The organism is Streptomyces misionensis (assembly GCF_900104815.1).
GTDB classification, from domain to species: domain Bacteria; phylum Actinomycetota; class Actinomycetes; order Streptomycetales; family Streptomycetaceae; genus Streptomyces; species Streptomyces misionensis.
The window spans coordinates 5765001-5787446 of the sequence record NZ_FNTD01000004.1 but is presented as its reverse complement, the minus strand read 5'-3'; the positions used below and the strand labels follow the sequence as shown (position 1 = coordinate 5787446).

13 protein-coding genes, 1 tRNA gene and 2 rRNA genes (1 of these 16 cut by a window edge) are annotated in these 22446 nt (G+C 69.3%); 2 read left to right on the top strand and 14 right to left on the bottom strand.

The window, feature by feature from the left end:
* The first annotated feature begins 18 nt into the window (after positions 1-18).
* The gene (locus tag BLW85_RS28110; RefSeq protein WP_070026015.1) at positions 19-864 is read left to right on the top strand and encodes an Fpg/Nei family DNA glycosylase; all 846 of its coding nucleotides are present in this window, start codon (positions 19-21) and stop codon (positions 862-864) included.
* 84 nt (positions 865-948) lie between these two features.
* On the opposite strand, the gene BLW85_RS28105 is transcribed toward BLW85_RS28110, so the two are convergent.
* The 10 genes from BLW85_RS28105 to BLW85_RS28060 form a co-directional block, all read right to left on the bottom strand.
* Positions 949-1245 carry a hypothetical protein gene (locus BLW85_RS28105; RefSeq protein ID WP_074996236.1) on the bottom strand — a complete coding sequence of 99 codons (297 nt, stop codon included), beginning with the start codon at positions 1243-1245 and terminating at the stop codon, positions 949-951.
* 132 nt (positions 1246-1377) lie between these two features.
* Positions 1378-1848, bottom strand: a complete 471-nt coding sequence (locus tag BLW85_RS28100; protein ID WP_070026016.1) for a Dps family protein — start codon at positions 1846-1848, stop codon at positions 1378-1380.
* Between the two features lie 253 nt (positions 1849-2101).
* Positions 2102-2476, bottom strand: a complete 375-nt coding sequence (locus tag BLW85_RS28095) for a helix-turn-helix domain-containing protein (protein WP_070026017.1) — start codon at positions 2474-2476, stop codon at positions 2102-2104.
* A gap of 109 nt (positions 2477-2585) precedes the next feature.
* Positions 2586-3131, bottom strand: a complete 546-nt coding sequence (locus BLW85_RS28090; RefSeq protein ID WP_070026018.1) for a CinA family protein — start codon at positions 3129-3131, stop codon at positions 2586-2588.
* A complete protein-coding gene (gene pgsA, locus BLW85_RS28085) occupies positions 3128-3901 on the bottom strand; it encodes a CDP-diacylglycerol--glycerol-3-phosphate 3-phosphatidyltransferase (RefSeq protein ID WP_074993621.1) in 774 nt (257 codons plus the stop codon). Before pgsA ends, BLW85_RS28090 begins: the two co-directional genes overlap by 4 nt.
* On the bottom strand, positions 3898-5370 hold the full coding sequence (gene rimO / locus BLW85_RS28080; RefSeq protein WP_071828863.1) for a 30S ribosomal protein S12 methylthiotransferase RimO: 1473 nt from the start codon (positions 5368-5370) through the stop codon (positions 3898-3900). The genes pgsA and rimO overlap by 4 nt, the downstream gene beginning before the upstream one ends.
* A 92-nt stretch (positions 5371-5462) precedes the next feature.
* The gene (locus tag BLW85_RS28075; protein ID WP_074993619.1) at positions 5463-6305 is read right to left on the bottom strand and encodes a helix-turn-helix domain-containing protein; all 843 of its coding nucleotides are present in this window, start codon (positions 6303-6305) and stop codon (positions 5463-5465) included.
* Between the two features lie 295 nt (positions 6306-6600).
* Complete coding sequence (locus tag BLW85_RS28070) at positions 6601-9348, bottom strand: DNA translocase FtsK (protein WP_208624909.1); 2748 nt, start codon at positions 9346-9348, stop codon at positions 6601-6603.
* A 123-nt stretch (positions 9349-9471) separates the two neighbouring features.
* Positions 9472-10149: a response regulator gene (locus BLW85_RS28065; RefSeq protein WP_070026022.1), complete on the bottom strand. Its 678-nt coding sequence runs from the start codon at positions 10147-10149 to the stop codon at positions 9472-9474.
* A gap of 273 nt (positions 10150-10422) precedes the next feature.
* Positions 10423-15879: a HAMP domain-containing protein gene (locus tag BLW85_RS28060; RefSeq protein WP_107409198.1), complete on the bottom strand. Its 5457-nt coding sequence runs from the start codon at positions 15877-15879 to the stop codon at positions 10423-10425.
* A 409-nt stretch (positions 15880-16288) separates the two neighbouring features.
* Between BLW85_RS28060 and BLW85_RS28050 the strand changes: the two genes are divergently transcribed.
* Positions 16289-19051 carry a SpoIIE family protein phosphatase gene (locus tag BLW85_RS28050; protein ID WP_070026024.1) on the top strand — a complete coding sequence of 921 codons (2763 nt, stop codon included), beginning with the start codon at positions 16289-16291 and terminating at the stop codon, positions 19049-19051.
* A 47-nt stretch (positions 19052-19098) separates the two neighbouring features.
* Here BLW85_RS28050 and BLW85_RS28045 read toward each other — a convergent pair.
* From BLW85_RS28045 to BLW85_RS28030, 4 genes are all read right to left on the bottom strand, one after another.
* A tRNA-Thr gene (locus BLW85_RS28045) sits at positions 19099-19171 on the bottom strand.
* A gap of 84 nt (positions 19172-19255) precedes the next feature.
* Positions 19256-19918, bottom strand: a complete 663-nt coding sequence (locus BLW85_RS28040) for a DegT/DnrJ/EryC1/StrS family aminotransferase (RefSeq protein WP_074993615.1) — start codon at positions 19916-19918, stop codon at positions 19256-19258.
* A gap of 115 nt (positions 19919-20033) precedes the next feature.
* Positions 20034-20150, bottom strand: a 5S ribosomal RNA gene (gene rrf / locus BLW85_RS28035).
* A 72-nt stretch (positions 20151-20222) separates the two neighbouring features.
* Positions 20223-22446 (bottom strand): 23S ribosomal RNA (locus BLW85_RS28030); it runs 895 nt beyond the window's last position.

Here is a 22446-nt window from a genome sequence, read left to right as displayed (position 1 = left end):
CGTGGCACCCTTGGACCCATGCCCGAAGGTGACACGGTCTGGCAGGCCGCGCGGCGGCTGCACGAGGCCCTCGCGGGCAAGGCGCTGACCCGCAGCGACTTCCGGGTGCCGAAGTACGCCACGGTCGACCTCACCGGCCGCCGGGTGCTGAGCACCGTCCCGCGCGGCAAGCACCTGCTCACCCGCTTCGAGGGCGGTCTGACCCTGCACACGCATCTGCGGATGGAGGGCTCCTGGAAGGTGTACGGCACGGGCGAGCGCTGGCGGGGCGGACCGGCGCACCAGATCCGCGCGATCCTCGCCACCGCCGACCGCACGGCCGTCGGCTATCGCCTCCAGGTCCTGGAATTGCTGCGCACCACCGAGGAGGAGCGGGTCGTCGGTCATCTCGGACCCGATCTGCTCGGCCCGGACTGGGACCCGGAGCGTGCCCTGGACCGGCTGCTCGCGGACCCGGCCCGCCCGCTCGGCGAGGCCCTGCTGGACCAGCGCAATCTGGCCGGAATCGGCAACATCTACAAGAGCGAACTGTGTTTCCTGCTCGGCGTCACCCCCTGGCTGCCGGTCGGCGCGCTGCCCGCGGACCGCGCCGAGAAGCTGCCGGGCCTCGCCCAGCGGCTGCTGGAGGCCAACCGCGACCGCCCGGTCCGCCGGACCACCGGGCTGCGCCACCACGACCTGTTCGTCTACGGTCGCGCGCCTCGCCCCTGTCTGCGCTGCCACACCTCGGTCCGCGTGGCCGACCAGGGCGACGGTTCCCAGGACCGCCCCACCTACTGGTGCCCCACCTGCCAGACCGGCCCCGCCCCGGCACCGGGCGCGCCCCAGCGCTGGCGCGAGCGCCACCGCCGCACTCCCACCTGACCGCCCGGCGACCAGCGACCGGCGACCGGCGGTCACCAACCCCAGCCCCAGCCCCAGTCGGCCCGCACAGCCGGACCACCTTCACTACGGCCCGGATATCTCACCCGAACGAGACCCCGCCACCCCCGCGTCCTCCACCCCCGCGTCCGCCACCCTCTCCCCCGCCCGCCAGGCCGCCGCCCAGCGCCCGGAGTCCAGCGCCCCCGCCGCCCGTCCCTTGGGCGCGCAGTGCACTGGCAGCACGCTCAGTCCCCACCCGCCGGCCGCGACGGCCGCTTCCAGGACGCCCGCGCCCTGCCCCAGGGCGAGCCGCAGCACGGCCCACCACCACACCGCGCCGCATCCCAGCGCCACCGTCCGGCGCACCGTACGCCCGGTCATGCCCGCCACCACCTCCCGCCGGACGCCGCCCCGTCGTGCCCGCCCCGCGCGCCAGGCGCGTCACGGGCTCGTGGTCGCGGCGCCGGGCCGCCGGCCCGGCCCGTACCGGGCCCCGAGCCGCACCGGCAATCGCTACGCGTTCTCCGCCTGGAACATCCAGTGGTGCTTCTCCAGGTCCGCGGTGATCCCGATGAAGAGGTCCTGGGTGACCGGGTCCGGCTCCGCTGTGGCCTGCACCCGCTCCCGCATCCGGCCGATCACCGCGCCGAGGGCGTCCACCATCGTGCCCACCGCGTCCCCGTCCTTGATCCAGCCCGACGGGGTGGTCTTGATGCCGCTGCCGGAGGCGACCGTGGCGGCACGGCCGTCGGGCGGGATGCCCAGCGCCGAGGCGCGCTCGGCCACCGTGTCGGAGTGGGTGCGGGCGGAGGCGACGACCTCGTCCAGCTGGAGGTGGACCGACCGGAAACGGGGCCCGACGATGTTCCAGTGGATCTGCTTGCCGGCCAGGGACAGGTCCACCAGATCGACCAGGGCGCCCTGCAACGCCTCGGACACGGTCTTCAGGTCCGCGTCGGCCAATGGGCTCTTCACGACGTACATCCGCTTCCTCCGGCGGTCGGGCGGCCCTCACGGCCGTCACGTCCCTCCACCATGACCGCCCGGCCGGATACCGGCAAACGGACGCATACCGGGCAGGCACCGTGCGTCACCGACGCACCATCGGTCCCCAGGGCATCACGTGCACCACGTGGGCGACCCGGCACAGCACAAGGCCCCGGCCGCGCCCCCGGGTTGGATCCCGGGAGCCCCGGCCGGGGCCTCACTGTGTCTGTCGGTCGGACCGCCGGAAGACTCAGGCGGCGACCACGTCCACCGCCTTCGCGGGTGCCTTGATGGTCACCCGTTCCGGTGGCACACCGGTCACCGAGACAGAACCCAGCATCGGACGGACCGGCGTGGGCACGGGCTCGGTGGCCGCGGCGGACTGGGCCAGCTCGGCGAGCGCCAGCTCGTCGCTCACTTCTCGCATGAGTTCCGACATCCGTACGTCCAGCGCGTCGCAGATGGCGGAGAGCAGCTCGGAGGAAGCCTCCTTCTGCCCCCGCTCCACCTCGGAGAGATAGCCGAGTGAGACTCGGGCGGACGAGGAGACTTCGCGCAGAGTACGGCCCTGGCGTTGGCGCTGCCGACGCAGCACGTCACCCAGCAGGCGACGGAGCAGAATCATCGGTGGCTCCCTCCTCGGACCGCGTAGCCGCATCCTTCACGCCCCACCGTACCGCCTCGCGCTGCGGCCGTGCGGGGAGCGATGTCGTGTTCACTCAGGGCTGCAAACATCAAAACCCCCCGTTCCGTTCCGTATCCTGTGCCCGCTCATTCCCATACTGTTCGCCCGCAACCTGCTCCAGGAGCAGTGCGAGTACGCTCCGTACACTCTCCATACGAATTTCCGTACGGCTGCCGTTCAACCGCAGGGCCTCCACTTTTCCGCCACCGGCGGAACGAGCGGCTGCCGTCAGCGGTCCGTCGACGGCCACGAAGACCGTACCGACCGGTTGGCCGTCCTGTGGGTCGGGGCCGGCGACCCCGGTGGTCGCGATGCCCCAGTCGGCCCCCAGAGCCTTTCGCACCCCGGCCGCCATCTGTTCCGCGACCTGCGGGTCCACCGCTCCCTGCCGCTCCAGCAGGGTGGCGTCGACGCCCAGCAGCCGGTGCTTCAGCTCGGTGGCGTAGGCGGTGACCGAGCCCCGGAACACCTTGGACGCCCCGGGCACCGCGGTGATCTCCGCCGCGACCAGTCCACCCGTGAGCGACTCGGCGACCGCGAGGGTCTCGCCCCTCACCGTCAGTAGTCTCACCAGGTCGGTGGCCGGAGAACTCACGCTTCCTTCTCCTCCAACGCCGCCGCGCGCTCGGCGATTCCCCGCCGGCGCAGCACAATGGCCTGTCTTACATAGTCGAGACCGGTGGCAACGGTCAGGACGACCGCCGCGGCCATCACCCAGAACCGCAGTGTGGCCAGCCATCCCGTCAGCGCCAGCACATACATCCCGACCGCGACGCCCTGAGTGAGGGTCTTGAGCTTGCCGCCGCGGCTGGCCGGGATCACGCCATAGCGAATGACCAGAAAACGCAGCAGGGTGATGCCGAGTTCCCGGCCGAGGATCACGATCGTCACCCACCACGGCAGATCGCCGAGGGACGACAGACAGATCAGCGCCGCCCCCATGATCGCCTTGTCGGCGATGGGGTCGGCGATCTTTCCGAAGTCGGTGACGAGGTTGTAGGTGCGCGCCAGATGACCGTCGAACAGGTCGGTGATCATGGCGATGGCGAAGGCCGCCCAGGCGAGGGAGCGCCAGGCCGGGTCGTATCCGCCGCCCGCCAGCATCAGCGCCACGAAGCCCGGCACCAGCACCAGCCGGAGCATGGTCAGCAGATTGGCGACGTTCCACACGCTCGCCTGGTTGACCGCCGCGGCGGTGATCTTCCCGCCGCGTGCGGGCCGTCCGTCGGCCGACGGACCGGCGCCGGGAGCGGATTCGGGTGCGGGACCGGAGACCTCGGGAGCCACGCCGTCGGCAGCGGCGGCGCCCCGGGCGCCGTGCGCGCCGGAGGAGCCGCCCGCGGCGGATGCCGGGACTCCGGTCATCTGCCCGCCTCCTCACTACACGCGAGCGAGCCGGTCAGCGGCTCGGCCACCAGGTCGACACCCTCCGTACCGACCACCTTCGCCTCGACCATACGTCCGACGGCAAGGCCCTCGCCGCTCGTGAGCAGCACCTGGCCGTCGGTCTCGGGCGCCTGGTGCGCGGCGCGGCCGTACACGCCCTCCTCGCCGTCCACCGACTCCACCAGGACGTGCACACTCTCGCCGACGCGCTCCTCGGCGCGCTGCGAGACCAGTTCCTCGGCGAGCCGGGAGATGTGGGCCAGGCGCTCGGCGACGACGTCCTCGTCCAGCTTGTTGTCGTAGGTGGCCGCCTCGGTGCCCTCCTCGTCGGAGTAGCCGAAGACGCCGATGGCGTCCAGGCGGGCACCGTTCAGGAACCGCTCCAGCTCCGCCAGGTCCGCCTCGCTCTCGCCGGGGAAGCCGACGATGAAGTTGGAGCGCACACCGGCCTGGGGGGCCTTGGAACGGATGGTGTCGAGCAGCTCGAGGAAGCGGTCGGTGTCGCCGAAGCGGCGCATCGAGCGCAGCACGCCGGGAGCGGAGTGCTGGAAGGACAGGTCGAAGTACGGCGCGATCTTGGGCGTCGAGGTGAGCACGTCGATCAGCCCGGGGCGCATCTCGGCCGGCTGGAGGTAGCTGACCCGGATCCGCTCGATGCCGTCGATGCCGGCCAGTTCGGGCAGCAGGGACTCCAGCAGGCGGATGTCGCCCAGGTCCTTGCCGTAGGAGGTGTTGTTCTCGGAGACCAGCATGATCTCCTTCACGCCCTGCTCGGCCAGCCAGCGCGACTCGTTGAGCACATCACTGGGGCGGCGGGAGATGAAGGAGCCGCGGAAGGACGGGATGGCGCAGAAGGAGCAGCGCCGGTCGCAGCCGGAGGCGAGCTTCACCGAGGCCACCGGGGAGCCGTCCAGACGGCGGCGCAGGGGCGCGCGGGGGCCGGAGGCGGGGGCCACGCCCTCCGGGAGGTCGGCCGGGCCGTGGCCGGGCAGCGCGACGGCGGCCGCCGAGTCCTGGCGCTCGGCCGGGCTGATCGGCAGCAGCTTGCGGCGGTCGCGCGGGGTGTGCGAGGCGTGGATGCCGCCGGACAGGATGGTCTGCAGACGATCGGAGATGTCCGCGTAGTCGTCGAAGCCGAGCACGCCGTCGGCCTCGGGCAGCGCCTCGGCGAGCTCCTTGCCGTACCGCTCGGCCATGCAGCCCACCGCCACGACGGCCTGGGTTCTGCCGTGGTCCTTGAGGTCGTTGGCCTCCAGGAGGGCGTCGACGGAGTCCTTCTTGGCGGCTTCGACGAAGCCGCAGGTGTTGACCACGGCGACGTCGGCTTCCGCGGCGTCCTCGACGAGCTGCCAGCCGTCCGCCTCCAAACGGCCTGCGAGCTCTTCGGAGTCCACCTCGTTACGAGCGCAGCCGAGAGTGACGAGTGCGACGGTACGGCGTTCAGGCATGGGCTCAAGAGTACTTTGTCTCACCGACAGCCCATGTCGACGGGGTTGGCCGAACCCGGCCGACCCCGTCGGCGACGTGCCGCCGAGGGCGGTCAGCCCGCTACCGGGTCGCCCTTGGTGTAGGTCAGGCGCTCCACGGCGCCGGGCCGGAAGTTGTCCTCGATCTTCTTGCCGTTGACGTACAGCTCGATCGCGCCGGCGTCCCCGAGGATGAGGTTGATCTTGGTGTTGTCCTGGAACGTCTTGGACTGCCCCTTGTCCAGCAGGCCGTCGAAGAGCATCCGGCCGTTGTGGTCCTTGGCCGAGATCCAGCTGCGTCCGTTGGGCGCGCTGACCTGGACGGTCACCTTGTCCTGGGGGGCGGCCGCGATGGCGCTGTCGGTGGGCTCGGGGGTCGGGTCGGCGGGCTTGTCCCTGGTCGGCGCGGGCGAGGCCGACTTGCCGGCGGCGGGCGTGGAGCCCTCGGCCAGCTGGGACTTCGCGTCGCTGCTGCCGCCGCCGCCCTTGACGGCGGTGAAGCCGACGAAACCGATCACGACGACGATCGCGGCGACCATGGCCGCGGTCCAGTTCGGGCCGCGCCGCTCGGGCCGGATCCGCTCGGCCTCGAACAGGGGTGCGGCCGGAGTGGGCGCGGGCCGGCCGCCGTGTTCCGCGTCGTACTGGGCGACGAGCGGTTCGGGATCGAGGTGGACGGCCCTGGCCAGCGTGCGGATGTGGCCGCGCGCGTACACGGCACCGCCACAGGGGCCGAAGTCGTCCGCCTCGATGGCGTGCACGATGGCGAGGCGGACACGAGTGGCGCTGCTGACGTCGTCCACGGTGAGCCCGGCCGCGATCCGCGCCTGCTGGAGGGCACGGCCCACGGAAATCCGGGCTTCCTGGGACTCGTCTGGGAAGGGACGCTCGTCTTCAGGGGAGTTGCCGATGGACACGGGGGCGCCTTTCGAGCGTGTAGCCACCTGTGCTGGAAGCTCAGTCTAGGGGGGGTACGAAAGGGTGGGGCAACCGGGCGGTACGACTTTCTACGCCATCGGAATGGCCCGACAATCCGGTGGCTGGACAGGCGCGTGCCCCGCAACGGGAGGCTCACCCGTCCTCTCGCTCAACTTGACGTGGGACGAAGGGAAACGGTTGCCCGCCGCTCTCTAACGGGTGGATCACGACGACGGTCGAGCACGGCGGGCCCGCCGCCCGGCAGACCTCGCGTGAACCGGGCGGCTCTTCGTACTATCCCTCAGTCTCACCGCGGATCAGGGCGAGCACGCCGTCCAGTTCATCCGGTTTCACCAGAACGTCACGCGCCTTGGAGCCCTCGCTGGGTCCCACGATGTTGCGGGACTCCATGAGGTCCATGAGCCGGCCGGCCTTGGCGAAGCCGACGCGCAGCTTGCGCTGGAGCATGGACGTGGAGCCGAACTGGGTGGAGACGACCAGCTCGGCCGCCTGGCACAGCAGGTCGAGGTCGTCGCCGATGTCCTCGTCGATCTCCTTCTTCTGCTTGGTGCCGACCGTGACGTCGTCCCGGAAGACCGGGGTCATCTGCTCCTTGCAGTGCCGGACGACGGCCGCGACCTCCTCCTCGGTCACGAAGGCGCCCTGCATACGGGTCGGCTTGTTGGCGCCCATCGGCAGGAAGAGGCCATCGCCCTTGCCGATCAGCTTCTCGGCGCCGGGCTGGTCCAGGATGACGCGGGAGTCGGCCAGCGAGGAGGTGGCGAAGGCGAGCCGGGAGGGCACGTTGGCCTTGATCAGACCGGTGACCACGTCGACGGAGGGGCGCTGGGTGGCGAGCACCAGGTGGATGCCGGCCGCACGGGCGAGCTGGGTGATGCGCACGATCGCGTCCTCGACGTCGCGCGGGGCGACCATCATCAGGTCGGCCAGCTCGTCCACGATCACCAGCAGATAGGGGTACGGCTGGAGCTCGCGCTCGCTGCCCTCCGGCGGCTTGACCTTGCCCTCGCGCACGGCCCGGTTGAAGTCGTCGATGTGCCGGTAGCCGTAGGCCGCGAGGTCGTCGTAGCGCAGGTCCATCTCGCGCACCACCCACTGCAGCGCCTCGGCGGCCCGCTTGGGATTGGTGATGATCGGCGTGATCAGGTGCGGGATGCCCTCGTAGGCGGTCAGCTCGACCCGCTTGGGGTCGACCAGGATCATCCGCACGTCCTCCGGGGTCGCCCGCATCATGATCGAGGTGATCAGACAGTTGATGCAGGACGACTTGCCGGAGCCGGTGGCGCCCGCGACCAGCATGTGCGGCATCTTCGCCAGCGAGTGCATGACGTAGCCGCCCTCGACGTCCTTGCCGAAGGCGACCAGCATCGGGTCGTCGTCCTCGGCGGACTCCGCGAGGCGCAGCACGTCGCCGAGGTTGACCATCTCCCGGTCGGTGTTGGGGATCTCGATGCCCACCGCGGACTTGCCGGGGATGGGGCTGATGATCCGCACGTCGGGGCTGGCGACGGCGTACGCGATGTTCTTGGTGAGCGCGGTGATCCGCTCCACCTTGACGGCGGGGCCGAGTTCCACCTCGTAGCGGGTGACCGTCGGGCCCCGGGTGAAGCCGGTGACGGCGGCGTCGACCTTGAACTCGGTGAAGACCTGGGTGAGCGCGGCGACTATGGCGTCGTTGGCGGCGCTGCGGGCCTTGCCGGGGCCGCCGCGCCGGAGCAGGTCCAGGGCGGGCAGCGCATAGGTGACGTCCCCGGACAGTTGCAGCTGCTCGGCCCGGGAGGGCAGGTCGCGGGGCTCGTCGGGGGCCTTCTTGGTGAGGTCGGGTACGACGGACCCGCTCGCGGTCTTCCGCTGCTCGGGGCGCGCGGCCGGGACCGGCTTCGCGGGCGGCTCGGGCGCCGGCACCGGGGTGGTCTCCTCGCGGTCGCCGACGCTGACGCCCTGGGTGAGGTCGGCGACCAGCGGGGAGGGCGGCATGCCGTGCAGGACGGCGCCGTCGAGCGCGGCGGCGGCAGCGGCGGCCACGTCCACGGCGTCCATCGGCCGCTGCGGGTCCGGCTGGGGCACCGCGGAGCGCCTGGGGCGGCCGCGGCGGCGCGTGAGGGCCTCTTCCTCGGCGCCGTCCGGGTCGTACGCCCCGGGCCCGGCCGAGCGCTTGCGGGAGCGGGCGGGCAGCGCCTCGCGCCACTGCTCCTCGTAGCGCTCGTCGTCCTCGGTGTACTCCTCCGTCTCGTGGTCGTGCAGGACGCCCAGCCGCACGCCCAGGGCACGCAGCCGCTGCGGGATGGCGTTGACCGGGGTGGCGGTGACCACGAGCAGCCCGAAGACGGTCAGCAGCACCAGCAGGGGCACGGCGAGCATCTCGGTCAGGGCGTACGTCAGCGGGGTGGCCGCGGCCCAGCCGATGAGGCCGCCGGCGTCCCTTATGGCCTGCATCCCGTCGCCGCGGGCGGGCGAGCCGCACGCGATGTGCACCTGGCCGAGCACGCCGATGACGAGCGCGGACAGGCCGATCACGATCCGTCCGTTGGCCTCGGGTTTCTCCGGGTGCCGGATCAGCCGTACGGCGATCACCGCGAGCAGTATCGGCACCAGCAGGTCGAGCCGGCCGAAGGCGCCGGTGACCAGGACCTCCACCAGGTCGCCGACCGGGCCCTTGAGGTCGGCCCAGGTGCCGGCGGCGACGATCAGCGCGATGCCGAACAGCAGCAGCGCGACGCCGTCCTTGCGATGGGCCGGGTCGAGGTTGCGCGCACCCTGTCCTATGCCGCGGAAGACGGCGCCCACCGCGTGCGCGAGACCGAGCCAGAGGGCACGCACCAGGCGGAACAGCCCCCCGGTGGGGCTCGGCGCCGGCCTCGGCGGGACCTTCTTCGCCGCGGCCTTCCTGGCGGGTGCCTTCTTGGCGGGCGCCTTCTTGGCCGGGGCCTTCTTCACGACGGCCTTCCGCGCCGGAGCCTTCGCGGGAGCGACCGCCTTCTTCGCGGGCTGCTTCTTGGCTGCGGAGGGACGTGAGGCCATGGAAGTGAGGTTACCGGGGGAGACGACAGCGGACACGTGTGCCCACAGCTTCACCCGTTCGTGTCGCCCCGGCCGGGGCACGGAACTGACGGGGACTCACGGGCAACGGGGCACCGGCGCGGATCAGTTGGGCGACGACAACGCCGAGCCACCGGCCCCGGTGCCGGGCTCCAGTGCGTCGAGGGCGCGGCGCAACCCGGTGAGTTTGCGCTCCAGATGGGCCGCCGTGGCCACCGCGGCCGCGTCCGCCGAGTCGTCGTCCAACTGCTTGGACAGCGCCTCGGCCTGCTCCTCGACGGCCGCGAGCCGCGCGGACAGCTCGGCGAGCAGCCCGGCCGACTCCTTGCCGCCGACCGCGCCCTTGCCGCCCTCCAACTGGAGCCGAAGCAGCGCCGCCTGCTCGCGCAGCTGGCAGTTCTTCATGTACAGCTCGACGAAGACCGAGACCTTCGCGCGCAGCACCCACGGGTCGAACGGCTTGGAGATGTAGTCCACCGCGCCGGCCGCGTAACCCCGGAAGGTGTGGTGCGGGCCATGGTTGATCGCCGTGAGGAAGATGATCGGGATGTCGCGGGTCCGCTCGCGCCGCTTGATGTGCGCCGCGGTCTCGAACCCGTCCATGCCCGGCATCTGGACGTCCAGCAGAATGACCGCGAAATCGTCAGTGAGCAGCGCTTTGAGCGCTTCCTCCCCGCTCGATGCCCGCACCAGCGTCTGATCGAGCGCAGAGAGGATGGCCTCCAGCGCCAGCAGATTCTCCGGCCGGTCATCGACCAGGAGGATCTTGGCCTTCTGCACCATGGCCCGCCCTCCTCGCCCCGGCGGTACACCGGGCGCCGCCCCAGGGGACGACTCCCTTTCGCCGCCCGTCCTTGTGCCGGTCATCGTAGCCGCACCCCGCTCGTCGCCACACCCTGTCACCGCGATGTCACCGCGCACGTAGCGGAAACGCGGCGGGAACCCGGATGGTTCCCGGAACCCCACGTTCCCATACGTCCGCACCCACCTTAGGCGGGCGGCTCCCCGCGACCGCCGAGGGTTCCCCGGTGTTCACAGCACGGTCGGCCGATCCCGTCACTTCCCCCGCATCCACTCCTGGAGCACGCCGAGCAGATGGTCCGAGTCGACCGGCTTGGTCACGTAGTCGGACGCGCCCGCCTCGATCGCCTTCTCCCGGTCGCCCTTCATCGCCTTCGCGGTCAGCGCGATGATCGGCAACCCGGCGAACTGCGGCATCCTGCGGATCGCCGTCGTCGTCGCGTAGCCGTCCATCTCGGGCATCATGATGTCCATCAGGACGACCGCCACGTCGTCGTGCTGCTCCAGGACCTCGATGCCCTCACGGCCGTTCTCGGCGTACAGCACCGACAGGCCGTGCTGCTCCAGGACGCTGGTGAGCGCGAAGACATTGCGGATGTCGTCGTCGACGATCAGCACCTTCTGGCCGCCGAAGCGCACCCCGCGCGCGGACGGCGCGCTGTCCTGCTCGGGCACCGCCGCCCACTGCTCGGCGCGCTGCTCCCCCTGCGGCAGGCTCCGCCGGCGGCGCCGGAACAGCGCCGCGGGGCCGTTCTGCATCTCCATGTACGACTTGACCTCGGCCGGCGTCTCGATCTCCGAAGCGGACAGCTGCGAGGACTGCTCCGCGTCCGAGGCGGCCAGGTCACCGGCCTCCGGCGGGGCCACGGACTGCTGGTAGCCCTGCGGCGGCAGCTCGCTCGGGTACAGCGGCAGGTACAGCGTGAACGTGGAGCCGCGGCCCGGTTCGCTCTGCGCGTGGATCTCACCGCCGAGCAGCTGCGCGATCTCCCGCGAGATGGACAGGCCGAGCCCCGTGCCGCCGTACTTGCGGCTGGTGGTGCCGTCCGCCTGCTTGAACGCCTCGAAGATCACCCGCATCTTGCTGGCCGCGATGCCGATGCCCGTGTCCGTCACCGAGAACGCGATCAGCTCGCCCTCCGGATCGGTCAGCGACCCGGCCTCCAGCAGCTGCTCCCGGATGTTCCGCGGCACGTCCGCGCCCGCCGGCCGGATGACCAGCTCCACCGACCCCGAGTCGGTGAACTTCACCGCGTTGGACAGCAGGTTGCGCAGCACCTGGAGCAGCCGCTGCTCGTCGGTGTGCAGAGTCGCGGGCAGCTCCGGGGAGACCCGCACCGACAGGTCCAGGCCCTTCTCCGCGGTCAGCGGCCGGAAGGTGGCCTCCACGTAGTCCACGAGCTGGACGAGCGCGATCCGGGTCGGCGAGACGTCCATCTTGCCCGCCTCGACCTTGGCCAGGTCCAGGATGTCGTTGATCAGCTGGAGCAGGTCGGACCCGGCACCGTGGATGGTCTCGGCGAACTCGACCTGCTTGGGCGAGAGATTGCCCTCGGCGTTGTCGGCGAGCAGCTTGGCCAGGATCAGCAGCGAGTTCAGCGGCGTGCGCAACTCGTGCGACATGTTGGCCAGGAACTCGCTCTTGTAGCGCATCGACACCGCGAGCTGCTCGGCGCGCTCCTCCAGGACCTGCCGGGCCTCCTCGATCTCGGTGTTCTTCACCTCGATGTCCCGGTTCTGCCGGGCCAGCAGCTCGGCCTTCTCCTCCAGTTCGGCGTTGGACGCCTGGAGCGCCTTCTGCCGGTTCTCCAACTCCGCCGACCGCTCGCGCAGTTGCTCGGTCAGCTCCTGCGACTGCTTGAGCAGCTGCTCGGTCTTGGTGTTGACCGAGATGGTGTTGACGCTGGTCGCGATGACCTCGGCGATCTGGTTGAGGAAGTCCTTCTGGATCTGCGTGAACTTCGTGAACGAGGCCAGCTCGATCACGCCGAGCACCTTGTCCTCGAACAGCACCGGCAACACGATCACCTGGGCCGGCGGGGCCTCGCCGAGCCCGGAGGAGATCTTCAGGTAGCCGCTGGGCGCGTCCGAGACCAGGATGGTGCGCTTCTCCTGGGCAGCCGTGCCGACCAGCGCCTCACCGGGCCGGAACGACGTCGGCATGGAGCCCATCGAATAGCCGTAGGAGCCGAGCATCCGCAGCTCGTAGGCGTTCTTGCCGTCACCGGCGGCCTTGCCCTCCACGAGCGGCATCGCCAGGAAGAACGCGCCGTGCTGCGCGGAGACCACCGGCGTCAGCTCGCTCATGATCAGCGACGCCACGTCCTGGAGGTCCCGGCGGCCCTGCATCAGCGCGGAGATGCGGGCCAGGTTGCCCTTGAGCCAGTCCTGCTCCTTGTTCGCGATCGTGGTGTCGCGCAGGTTGGCGATCATCTTGTTGATGTAGTCCTGGAGTTCCTGGATCTCGCCGGACGCGTCGACGTCGATCTTCAGGTTCAGGTCGCCGCGGGTCACCGCGGTCGCCACCCGCGCGATGGCGCGCACCTGCCGGGTCAGGTTCCCGGCCATCTCGTTCACCGACTCGGTCAGGTCCCGCCAGGTGCCGTCCACGTCCCGCACCCGCGCCTGCCCGCCGAGCTGGCCCTCGGTGCCCACCTCGCGGGCCACCCGGGTGACCTCCTCGGCGAAGCTGGACAGCTGGTCCACCATGGTGTTGATCGTCGTCTTCAGCTCGAGGATCTCGCCGCGCGCGTCGATGTCGATCTTCTTGGTCAGGTCGCCCTTGGCGATGGCCGTGGTGACCATCGCGATGTTGCGCACCTGGCCGGTCAGATTGGACGCCATCTGGTTCACCGACTCGGTGAGGTCCTTCCAGGTGCCCGCCACGCCCGGCACGTGCGCCTGGCCGCCCAGGATGCCGTCCGTGCCCACCTCGCGGGCCACCTTGGTGACCTGGTCGGCGAACGAACTCAGCGTCTTGACCATGGTGTTGATGGTGTCGGCGAGCTGCGCGACCTCACCGCGTGCCTCGATCGTCACCTGCCGCGTCAGATCACCGTTGGCGACCGCCGCCGCCACCTGGGAGATGTTCCGCACCTGCATGGTCAGGTTGTTGGCCATCAGGTTGACGTTGTTGCTCAGGTCCTTCCAGATGCCCGTGACACCCGGCACGTGCGCCTGCCCGCCGAGGATTCCCTCGGTGCCCACCTCGCGCGCCACCCGGGTCACCTGCTCGGCGAAGCTGGACAGCTGGTCGACCATGGTGTTCACCGTGGTGACCAGCTCCAGGATCTCGCCCTTGGCGTCGACGGTGATCTTCTTCGACAGATCGCCCTTGGCGACCGCGGTCGTGACCTCGGCGATGTTGCGCACCTGGATCGTCAGGTTGTTCGCCATGAAGTTCACCGACTGCGTGAGGTCCTTCCAGGTGCCGGAGACCCCCTGCACCTCGGCCTGCCCGCCGAGGATGCCCTCCGTACCCACCTCACGGGCCACCCTGGTGACCTCCTGGGCGAACGACGACAGCTGGTCCACCATCGTGTTCAGGGTGTTCTTCAGCTCCAGGATCTCCCCGCGCGCGTCCACGGTGATCTTCTGGGAGAGGTCACCGCGCGCCACCGCGGTGGCGACCTGCGCGATGTTGCGCACCTGGGCCGTCAGGTTCCCGGCCATGCCGTTCACCGAGTCCGTCAGGTCCCGCCACACGCCGGCGACGCCGGGCACCTGCGCCTGACCGCCCAGCCGGCCCTCGGTGCCCACGTCCCGCGCCACCCGGGTCACCTGGTCGGCGAACGCGGACAGCTGATCGACCATCGTGTTGATCGTGTTCTTCAGTTCCAGGATCTCGCCGCGCGCGTCGACGTCGATCTTCTGCGACAGATCGCCGTTGGCCACCGCCGTGGTCACCTGGGCGATGTTGCGCACCTGCGACGTGAGGTTGCCGGCCATGAAGTTGACGGAGTCCGTCAGCTCCTTCCAGGTGCCCGAGACGCCGTCCACCCGCGCCTGACCGCCCAGCCGGCCCTCGGTGCCCACATCCCGCGCCATCCGCGTCACCTGGTCGGCGAAGCTCGACAGCTGGTCCACCATGGTGTTCACGGTGTTCTTCAGCTTGAGCATCTCGCCGGAGACGTCCACGGTGACCTTCTGCGACAGATCGCCGTTGGCCACCGCCGTGGTCACCTGGGCGATGTTGCGCACCTGCCCGGTGAGGTTGCGGAACGCCGTGTTGACGGAGTCCGTCAGGTCCTTCCACGTACCGGCCGCACCCGGTACCTGCGCCTGGCCGCCCAGCTCGCCCTCGACGCCGATCTCCCGCGCCACCCGCGTCACCTCGGCACCGAACGCGGACAGCTGGTCCACCATGCCGTTGACGGTGTTCTTCAGTTCCAGCATCTCGCCGGCCACGTCCACCGTGACCTTCTGCGACAGATCACCGCTGGCCACCGCGGTCGTCACGGCGGCGATGTCCCGCACCTGCGTGGTCAGGTTCCGGAACACCGTGTTGACCGAGTCCGTCAGGTCCTTCCAGGTTCCCGCCGCGCCCGGCACGTTCGCCTGGCCGCCGAGCCGGCCCTCCGCGCCGACCTCGTTGGCGACGCGCGTCACCTCGTCCGCGAAGATCCGCAGCGTCTCGGTCATCTGGTTGATGGTCTGGGCGAGCTGCGCCACCTCGCCGCGCGCCTGGACGGTCACCTTCTGCGACAGGTCGCCGTTGGCGACGGCCGTGGTCACCTGCGAGATCCCGCGCACCTGGGCGGTGAGGTTGCCCGCCATCGTGTTGACGGAGTCGGTCAGCTCCTGCCAGACGCCGGCCACCTCGGGCACCTGCGCCCGGCCGCCGAGGATGCCCTCGGTGCCCACTTCCCGGGCCACCCGCGTGACCTCCGAGGAGAAGGCCGACAGCTGGTCCACCATCGTGTTGACGGTGTTCTTCAGCTCCAGCATCTCGCCCGCGACGTGCACGGTCACCTTGCGCGACAGATCGCCCTTGGCGACCGCCGTCGTCACCAGGGCGATGTCCCGCACCTGGGCGGTGAGCCGGTCCGCCATGGTGTTGACGGACTCGGTCAGGTCCTTCCAGGAACCCGACATCCCGCGCACCCGGGCCTGACCGCCCAGCTTGCCCTCGGTGCCGACCTCGCTGGCCACCCGCGTGACCTCGTCGGTGAACGTCGACAACTGGTCGACCAGGTTGTTGACCGTGCGGCCGACCTTCAGGAACTCGCCCCGCAGCGGATGCCCGGTGCCGCCGTCCGGCGCCTGCGCCCGCAGCTCCATCCGCGGCGACAGATCGCCCTCCGCGACCGCCGTGAGCACCCGGCCGACCTCCGACACGGGCCGCACCAGATCGTCGACCAGCGCGTTCGAGTGGTCGATCGCCGTCGCCCAGGAGCCCTCGCAGGCCCCGGTCTCGAGCCGTTCCGTGAGCTTGCCCTCGCGGCCCACCATCCGCCGCACCCGCGCCAGCTCGCCGGTCAGATGCAGATTGCGATCGGCCACCTCGTTGAAGACCGCCGCGATCTCCGACACCACGCCGTCCCCGGACACCGTCAGCCGTTTACGGAAGTTCCCGTCGCGCATCGCCACGAGAGCCGCCAGCAGGCGGTTCAGGGCAGCGGTGTCCACCTCGGTGACACCGCCGCTCCTGCCCAGGGACGGTCCGCCCTTCGCGCGCGTCTTCGTGCCACGCGTCGCTGCGCCAGACTCCACTGTGTCCCTCCCGGGGGATCGACCCTTACTGCCGTATGCGGCCGCTTCGGCCCGGCACGCCGGTCATCGGCGTACCGGATGCGTCCGCGTACCGGTTACTGCTGCGTATTTCTGCCAGACGAGATCCGGCCACACCAAGGGCTGCTGCCCGTCGTACACGGAACACACGCGATGCGACCCGACCTTCATCAGAAGCTTGCCCAGTGTTTCACCCTGCCCGAACCAGGCCATAACAGTTCGGCAGCTTCGCACATCGTCCGCACACCCTGGGGGGTAAACACCGGCGACCGGCATCCGCTCGGACCGCGAAGGTAAGTAACCTTGCATCCGGCTGTCCAGCCGCACCGGTCCCGACCGGCCTGGGCGGTGGCACGAGAACGAGCGGGCATCGGAGGGGCGGCCGCAGACCATGACCACCGGACTGATTCCCGGGGGACAGACCCCGGAGCCGCGGCCGACCGACCCGCAGATGCCACAGCAGCAGCGGCACGACCCGGCCGGCCGGTCAGCCCCGCACGACGACAACCGGCCGAGGAGTTCTGTGATCACCGCGCGCGCGGCCGCCAGTTTCGAGCCCGTCGGACGATCCGTGGCGACCGCCCGGGCCTTCGTCCGCGACACCCTCCAGGGCTGGGGCTTCGCCGACATCGTCGACGACGCCGTCGTCCTCACCAGCGAACTGGTCACCAACGCGGTCGTGCACGCCGGTACCCACGCCGAGGTGCTCTGCCTGCGCACCGAGGACGGTGTGCGCATCGAGGTCTCCGACCACTACCCCGAGCGCGAGGTCCCGCTCCAGACCTCCGCCCACCCGATGGCGGGCCCCGACCGCGAGGGCGGCCGCGGCCTCCAGCTCTGCGCGGCCCTCGCCACCCGCTGGGGCGTCGACTACACCCCGACGCACAAGCACGTCTGGTTCCAGCTGAACCTGCCCGAGCGACCGGTCGGCACCCGCACCGCGGGCCCCGCGCTCCCCACGGACCTGCTCCCGCTGGCCGACGGCCGGGTCCGCGTCGCCGTCCTCCAGGTCGACCGCAAGGGCGCCATCACCGCCTGGAACGAGGACGCCGAGGAGCTCTTCGGCCACCCCGCCGTCGAGGCCATCGGCAGGCCCCTCACCGAACTCGCCGCCTGGCCGCACACCCCGGGCACCGGCACCGGCGTCGCCGAGGCCCTCCGGCTCTCCCGCTGGGAGGGCAGTTACGGCATCCGCGGCGCCGACGGCCGGGTCGTCCAGGTGTACGCCTCCCACCTCAGGGTCCGCGACACCGGCGGCGAGCCCTCCACCGTCTGCCTGCTGGTGCGCGACCACGAGCGGGCCGTGCTGCAGACGCCCGCGCGGGTCCCGGCCGGTGACCAGGGCAGCGCGCAGGACGGCCAGAACACCGACCCCTTCGAGGTGTTCATCGGCTCCCCCGCCCCGGACGACCTGGACGGACTGCTCCAGCGCACCGTGGAGCGCGCCCGTGACATGCTCGACGGCGACTCCGCGTTCCTGCTGCTGGCGACCGACGACGAGACCGAGCTGGAGGTCCGCGCGTCCACCGGGCTGCCCTCCGCCCGCCAGCGTTTCGCCCGGGTCCCCGTGGAGGCGGGCCCCGGCCGCTACGGCTCGGCGCGCATGCCCGCCGTGCACGACGACCTCAGCGCCGTCCCCGGCGCCGTCCCGCTGCTGACCGGCACCGGCATGCGCTCGGTCGTCACGGTTCCGCTCAAGGTCGAGGGCCGTCTCACCGGCTCCCTCGGTGTCGCGGCCGAGGCACCGGGCCGCTACTCCAACGAGGAGGCGCTGCGCCTTCAGTTCGCCGCCGACCGGATCGCCCTCGCCGTGGAGTCGGCCCGCCTGGGCGAGCTGGAGCGGCTGCGCCGCGGTTCCCTGAGCTTCCTGGTCGAGGCGTCCGATCTGCTGGCCGGCACCCTGGACCGCGACCAGACGCTGGCCCTCATGGCCCAGATGACGGTTCCGACGCTGGCCACCTGGTGCGCGGTGTACACCATCGCCGACCAGGCCTCGGAGCCGTACCTGTCGTACGTCCTGCACGAGGACGAGGAACTCATCGACGGCATCAAGTCGTTGCTGGCCAAGGTCGCCCCGCCGGATCCGGTGCCGACGCCCGGCGCCCGCGTCTGGACGGTCCCGGGCGAGGTCGCCCACCAGGCCGCCCTGCGCACCTCCATGCGCACCCTGGGCCTGGCGGGCGGACCCACGCACCGGGTCGCCGCGGGTATCGGTCCGACCCTGGCGACGGCTTCCGCCGTCGGCGGCGAAACGGTCGTGCTGCCGCTGGTCGCCCGCAACCGGGTCATCGGCATGCTGGTGCTCGGCAAGCCCACCGACGAACACTTCCGTCAGGAAATCCTGGAGCTGGCCGAGGACTTGTCCCGCCGGGCCGCCCTGGCCCTGGACAACGCCCGTCTGTACTCGGAGCGCACGGCCATCAGCCAGGCCCTCCAGCGCAGCCTGCTGCCGCCGGGCACCCCGGACATCGAGGGCGTCGAGGTGGAGGTCATCTACCGCGCGGCCGGCGAGGGCAACGAGGTGGGCGGCGACTTCTACGACCTGTTCCCCATCGGCAACGGCGCCTACGGCTTCGCCATCGGCGACGTCTGCGGTACGGGTCCCAACGCGGCGGCGGTGACCGGCCTGGCCCGGCACGCCCTGCGTCTGCTGGCCCGCGAGGGTCTCAGCGGCCCGGCGGTCCTGGAGCGGCTGAACTCCGCCATTCTGGACGAGGGCGACCGCAGCCGTTTCCTGACGCTGCTGTACGGCGAGATGCGCCCGCAGGAGGACGGCAGCGCCGAGTTGAAGGTGGTCTGCGCCGGCCATCCGCTCCCGCTCCGGCTGCGCCAGGACGGCACGGTGACTCCGGCCGCCGAACCCCAGCCGCTGCTGGGCGTGATCGAGGACCTGGAGCTGTACGAGGAGACGGTCACCCTTGATCCCGGTGATGTGCTGCTCTGTGTCACGGACGGCGTCACCGAACGCCGCGAGGGCACGCGGATGCTGGGCGACGACGGTCTCGCCGATGTCCTCACGACCTGCACGGGTCTGACGGCGGGTGCGGTCGCGGCCCGCATCATGCGCGCGGTGGAGCGTTTCGCGTCGGATGCCCCGTCGGACGACATGGCGATTCTGGCGATGCGGGTCCCGGGAATCCACAAGGACGCCTGAGGGCATACGAAAAGACCCCGCCCGGATGGGCGGGGTCTTTTTCGCGGAGCCCCCAAACGGAATCGAACCGTTGACCTTCTCCTTACCATGGAGACGCTCTGCCGACTGAGCTATAGGGGCCTGTCGTTTCGGAGGTTTCCCTCGCGGCGACAAGAAAACTGTACCCCGAAGTGGCCTGACTTCCCAAATTCGTTCGGCGGGCGGTCAGAAGGCGGGCTGGAGGAGTCCGCCGAGGGCGTTGCAGGCGGCGGCGATCCGCTGCATCTCACGCTTCGTCAGGGCGGCTTCGACGGGCAGTGCGAGGGTTTCGTCGGCGGCCAGCTCGGTCTGCGGCAAGGACACGCACCGGCGGAATTCCGGCAGCCGGTGCACGGGTGTCTTCACCGGTACCCGGCAGTCGACGCCCTTGGTCCGCAGGGCGCGTGCGAAGGCGTCCCGGTCCGGCCGGCCGTTGCCGGGGACGCGTACGACGTACTGCTGGTAGGTGTGTCCGTCACCGCCGTCGGGGGTGCGTACGCCCTTCAACTTGGCGTCGAGGTAGGCGGCCCGCTCCCGGCGCTGTGCCGTCTCGTCGTACGGCGCCTCGGATTCGCCCTGCTCCAGGACCAGCAGCTGGTGCCGTTGTCCGAGGGCGTGCATCCGTCCGATGTCGGCCCGCCGTCCGAAGCGGTGGACGACGACGACGGCCGCGGTGCGGCGGGTCAGGACCGCTTCCACCGCCGCCGGATCGAGGCAGTAGGTGACGGGGTCTATGTCGGCGAACACGGGGAGCGCGCCGGCCCGGGTGACGGCCTCGGCCACCTCGACGTTCCCGAAGGCCGGTACGACGACCTCGTCACCGACTCCGACGCCGGCCGCCCTGAGCATTTCGGAGGTTCCCATGTGAGGGATGCTGAGCGCGCAACGTGAACGACACGTTACGCACAACAGAAAAAGGCCGGACCCCGAACCGAAGTTCAGGATCCGACCTCTTCTAAAAGGAGTTCGGCGGCGTCCTACTCTCCCACAGGGTCCCCCCTGCAGTACCATCGGCGCTGTGAGGCTTAGCTTCCGGGTTCGGAATGTAACCGGGCGTTTCCCTCACGCTATAACCACCGAAACACTATGAAACTGACAACCAGCACAATGGTTGTTCGTGGTTTCAGAACCAACACAGTGGACGCGAGCAACTGAGGACAAGCCCTCGGCCTATTAGTACCGGTCACCTCCACCAGTTACCTGGCTTCCAGATCCGGCCTATCAACCCAGTCGTCTACTGGGAGCCTTACCCCATCAAGTGGGTGGGAGTCCTCATCTCGAAGCAGGCTTCCCGCTTAGATGCTTTCAGCGGTTATCCCTCCCGAACGTAGCCAACCAGCCATGCCCTTGGCAGAACAACTGGCACACCAGAGGTTCGTCCGTCCCGGTCCTCTCGTACTAGGGACAGCCCTTCTCAAGACTCCTACGCGCACAGCGGATAGGGACCGAACTGTCTCACGACGTTCTAAACCCAGCTCGCGTACCGCTTTAATGGGCGAACAGCCCAACCCTTGGGACCGACTCCAGCCCCAGGATGCGACGAGCCGACATCGAGGTGCCAAACCATCCCGTCGATATGGACTCTTGGGGAAGATCAGCCTGTTATCCCCGGGGTACCTTTTATCCGTTGAGCGACGGCGCTTCCACAAGCCACCGCCGGATCACTAGTCCCGACTTTCGTCCCTGCTCGACCCGTCGGTCTCACAGTCAAGCTCCCTTGTGCACTTACACTCAACACCTGATTGCCAACCAGGCTGAGGGAACCTTTGGGCGCCTCCGTTACCCTTTAGGAGGCAACCGCCCCAGTTAAACTACCCATCAGACACTGTCCCTGATCCGGATCACGGACCCAGGTTAGACATCCAGCACGACCAGACTGGTATTTCAACGACGACTCCACAACCACTGGCGTGGCCGCTTCAAAGTCTCCCAGCTATCCTACACAAGCCGAACCGAACACCAATATCAAACTGTAGTAAAGGTCCCGGGGTCTTTCCGTCCTGCTGCGCGAAACGAGCATCTTTACTCGTAGTGCAATTTCACCGGGCCTATGGTTGAGACAGTCGAGAAGTCGTTACGCCATTCGTGCAGGTCGGAACTTACCCGACAAGGAATTTCGCTACCTTAGGATGGTTATAGTTACCACCGCCGTTTACTGGCGCTTAAGTTCTCAGCTTCGCCCCACCGAAGTGAAGCTAACCGGTCCCCTTAACGTTCCAGCACCGGGCAGGCGTCAGTCCGTATACATCGCCTTACGGCTTCGCACGGACCTGTGTTTTTAGTAAACAGTCGCTTCTCGCTGGTCTCTGCGGCCACCCCCAGCTCAGACCGTAAAGATCATCACCAGGTGTGGCCCCCCTTCTCCCGAAGTTACGGGGGCATTTTGCCGAGTTCCTTAACCATAGTTCACCCGAACGCCTCGGTATTCTCTACCTGACCACCTGAGTCGGTTTAGGGTACGGGCCGCCATGAAACTCGCTAGAGGCTTTTCTCGACAGCATAGGATCATCCACTTCACCACAATCGGCTCGGCATCAGGTCTCAGCCGTACGCAAGGCGGATTTACCTACCTTGCGGCCTACACCCTTACCCCGGGACAACCACCGCCCGGGATGGACTACCTTCCTGCGTCACCCCATCACTCACCTACTAACCGCTTGGTTCAGCGGCTCCACCACTCCCCTTTGCCCGAAGGCTCCAGGGCGGCTTCACGGCCTTAGCATCACGATGCTCGATGTTTGACGCTTCACAGCGGGTACCGGAATATCAACCGGTTATCCATCGACTACGCCTGTCGGCCTCGCCTTAGGTCCCGACTTACCCTGGGCAGATCAGCTTGACCCAGGAACCCTTAGTCAATCGGCGCACACGTTTCTCACGTGTGAATCGCTACTCATGCCTGCATTCTCACTCGTCAACCGTCCACAACTACCTTCCGGTGCTGCTTCACCCGGCAGACGACGCTCCCCTACCCATCACAACACCCGTTAGGGCTATATGCTGCAATGACACGACTTCGGCGGTACGCTTGAGCCCCGCTACATTGTCGGCGCGGAATCACTAGACCAGTGAGCTATTACGCACTCTTTCAAGGGTGGCTGCTTCTAAGCCAACCTCCTGGTTGTCTGTGCGACTCCACATCCTTTCCCACTTAGCGTACGCTTAGGGGCCTTAGTCGATGCTCTGGGCTGTTTCCCTCTCGACCATGGAGCTTATCCCCCACAGTCTCACTGCCGCGCTCTCACTTACCGGCATTCGGAGTTTGGCTAAGGTCAGTAACCCGGTAGGGCCCATCGCCTATCCAGTGCTCTACCTCCGGCAAGAAACACACGACGCTGCACCTAAATGCATTTCGGGGAGAACCAGCTATCACGGAG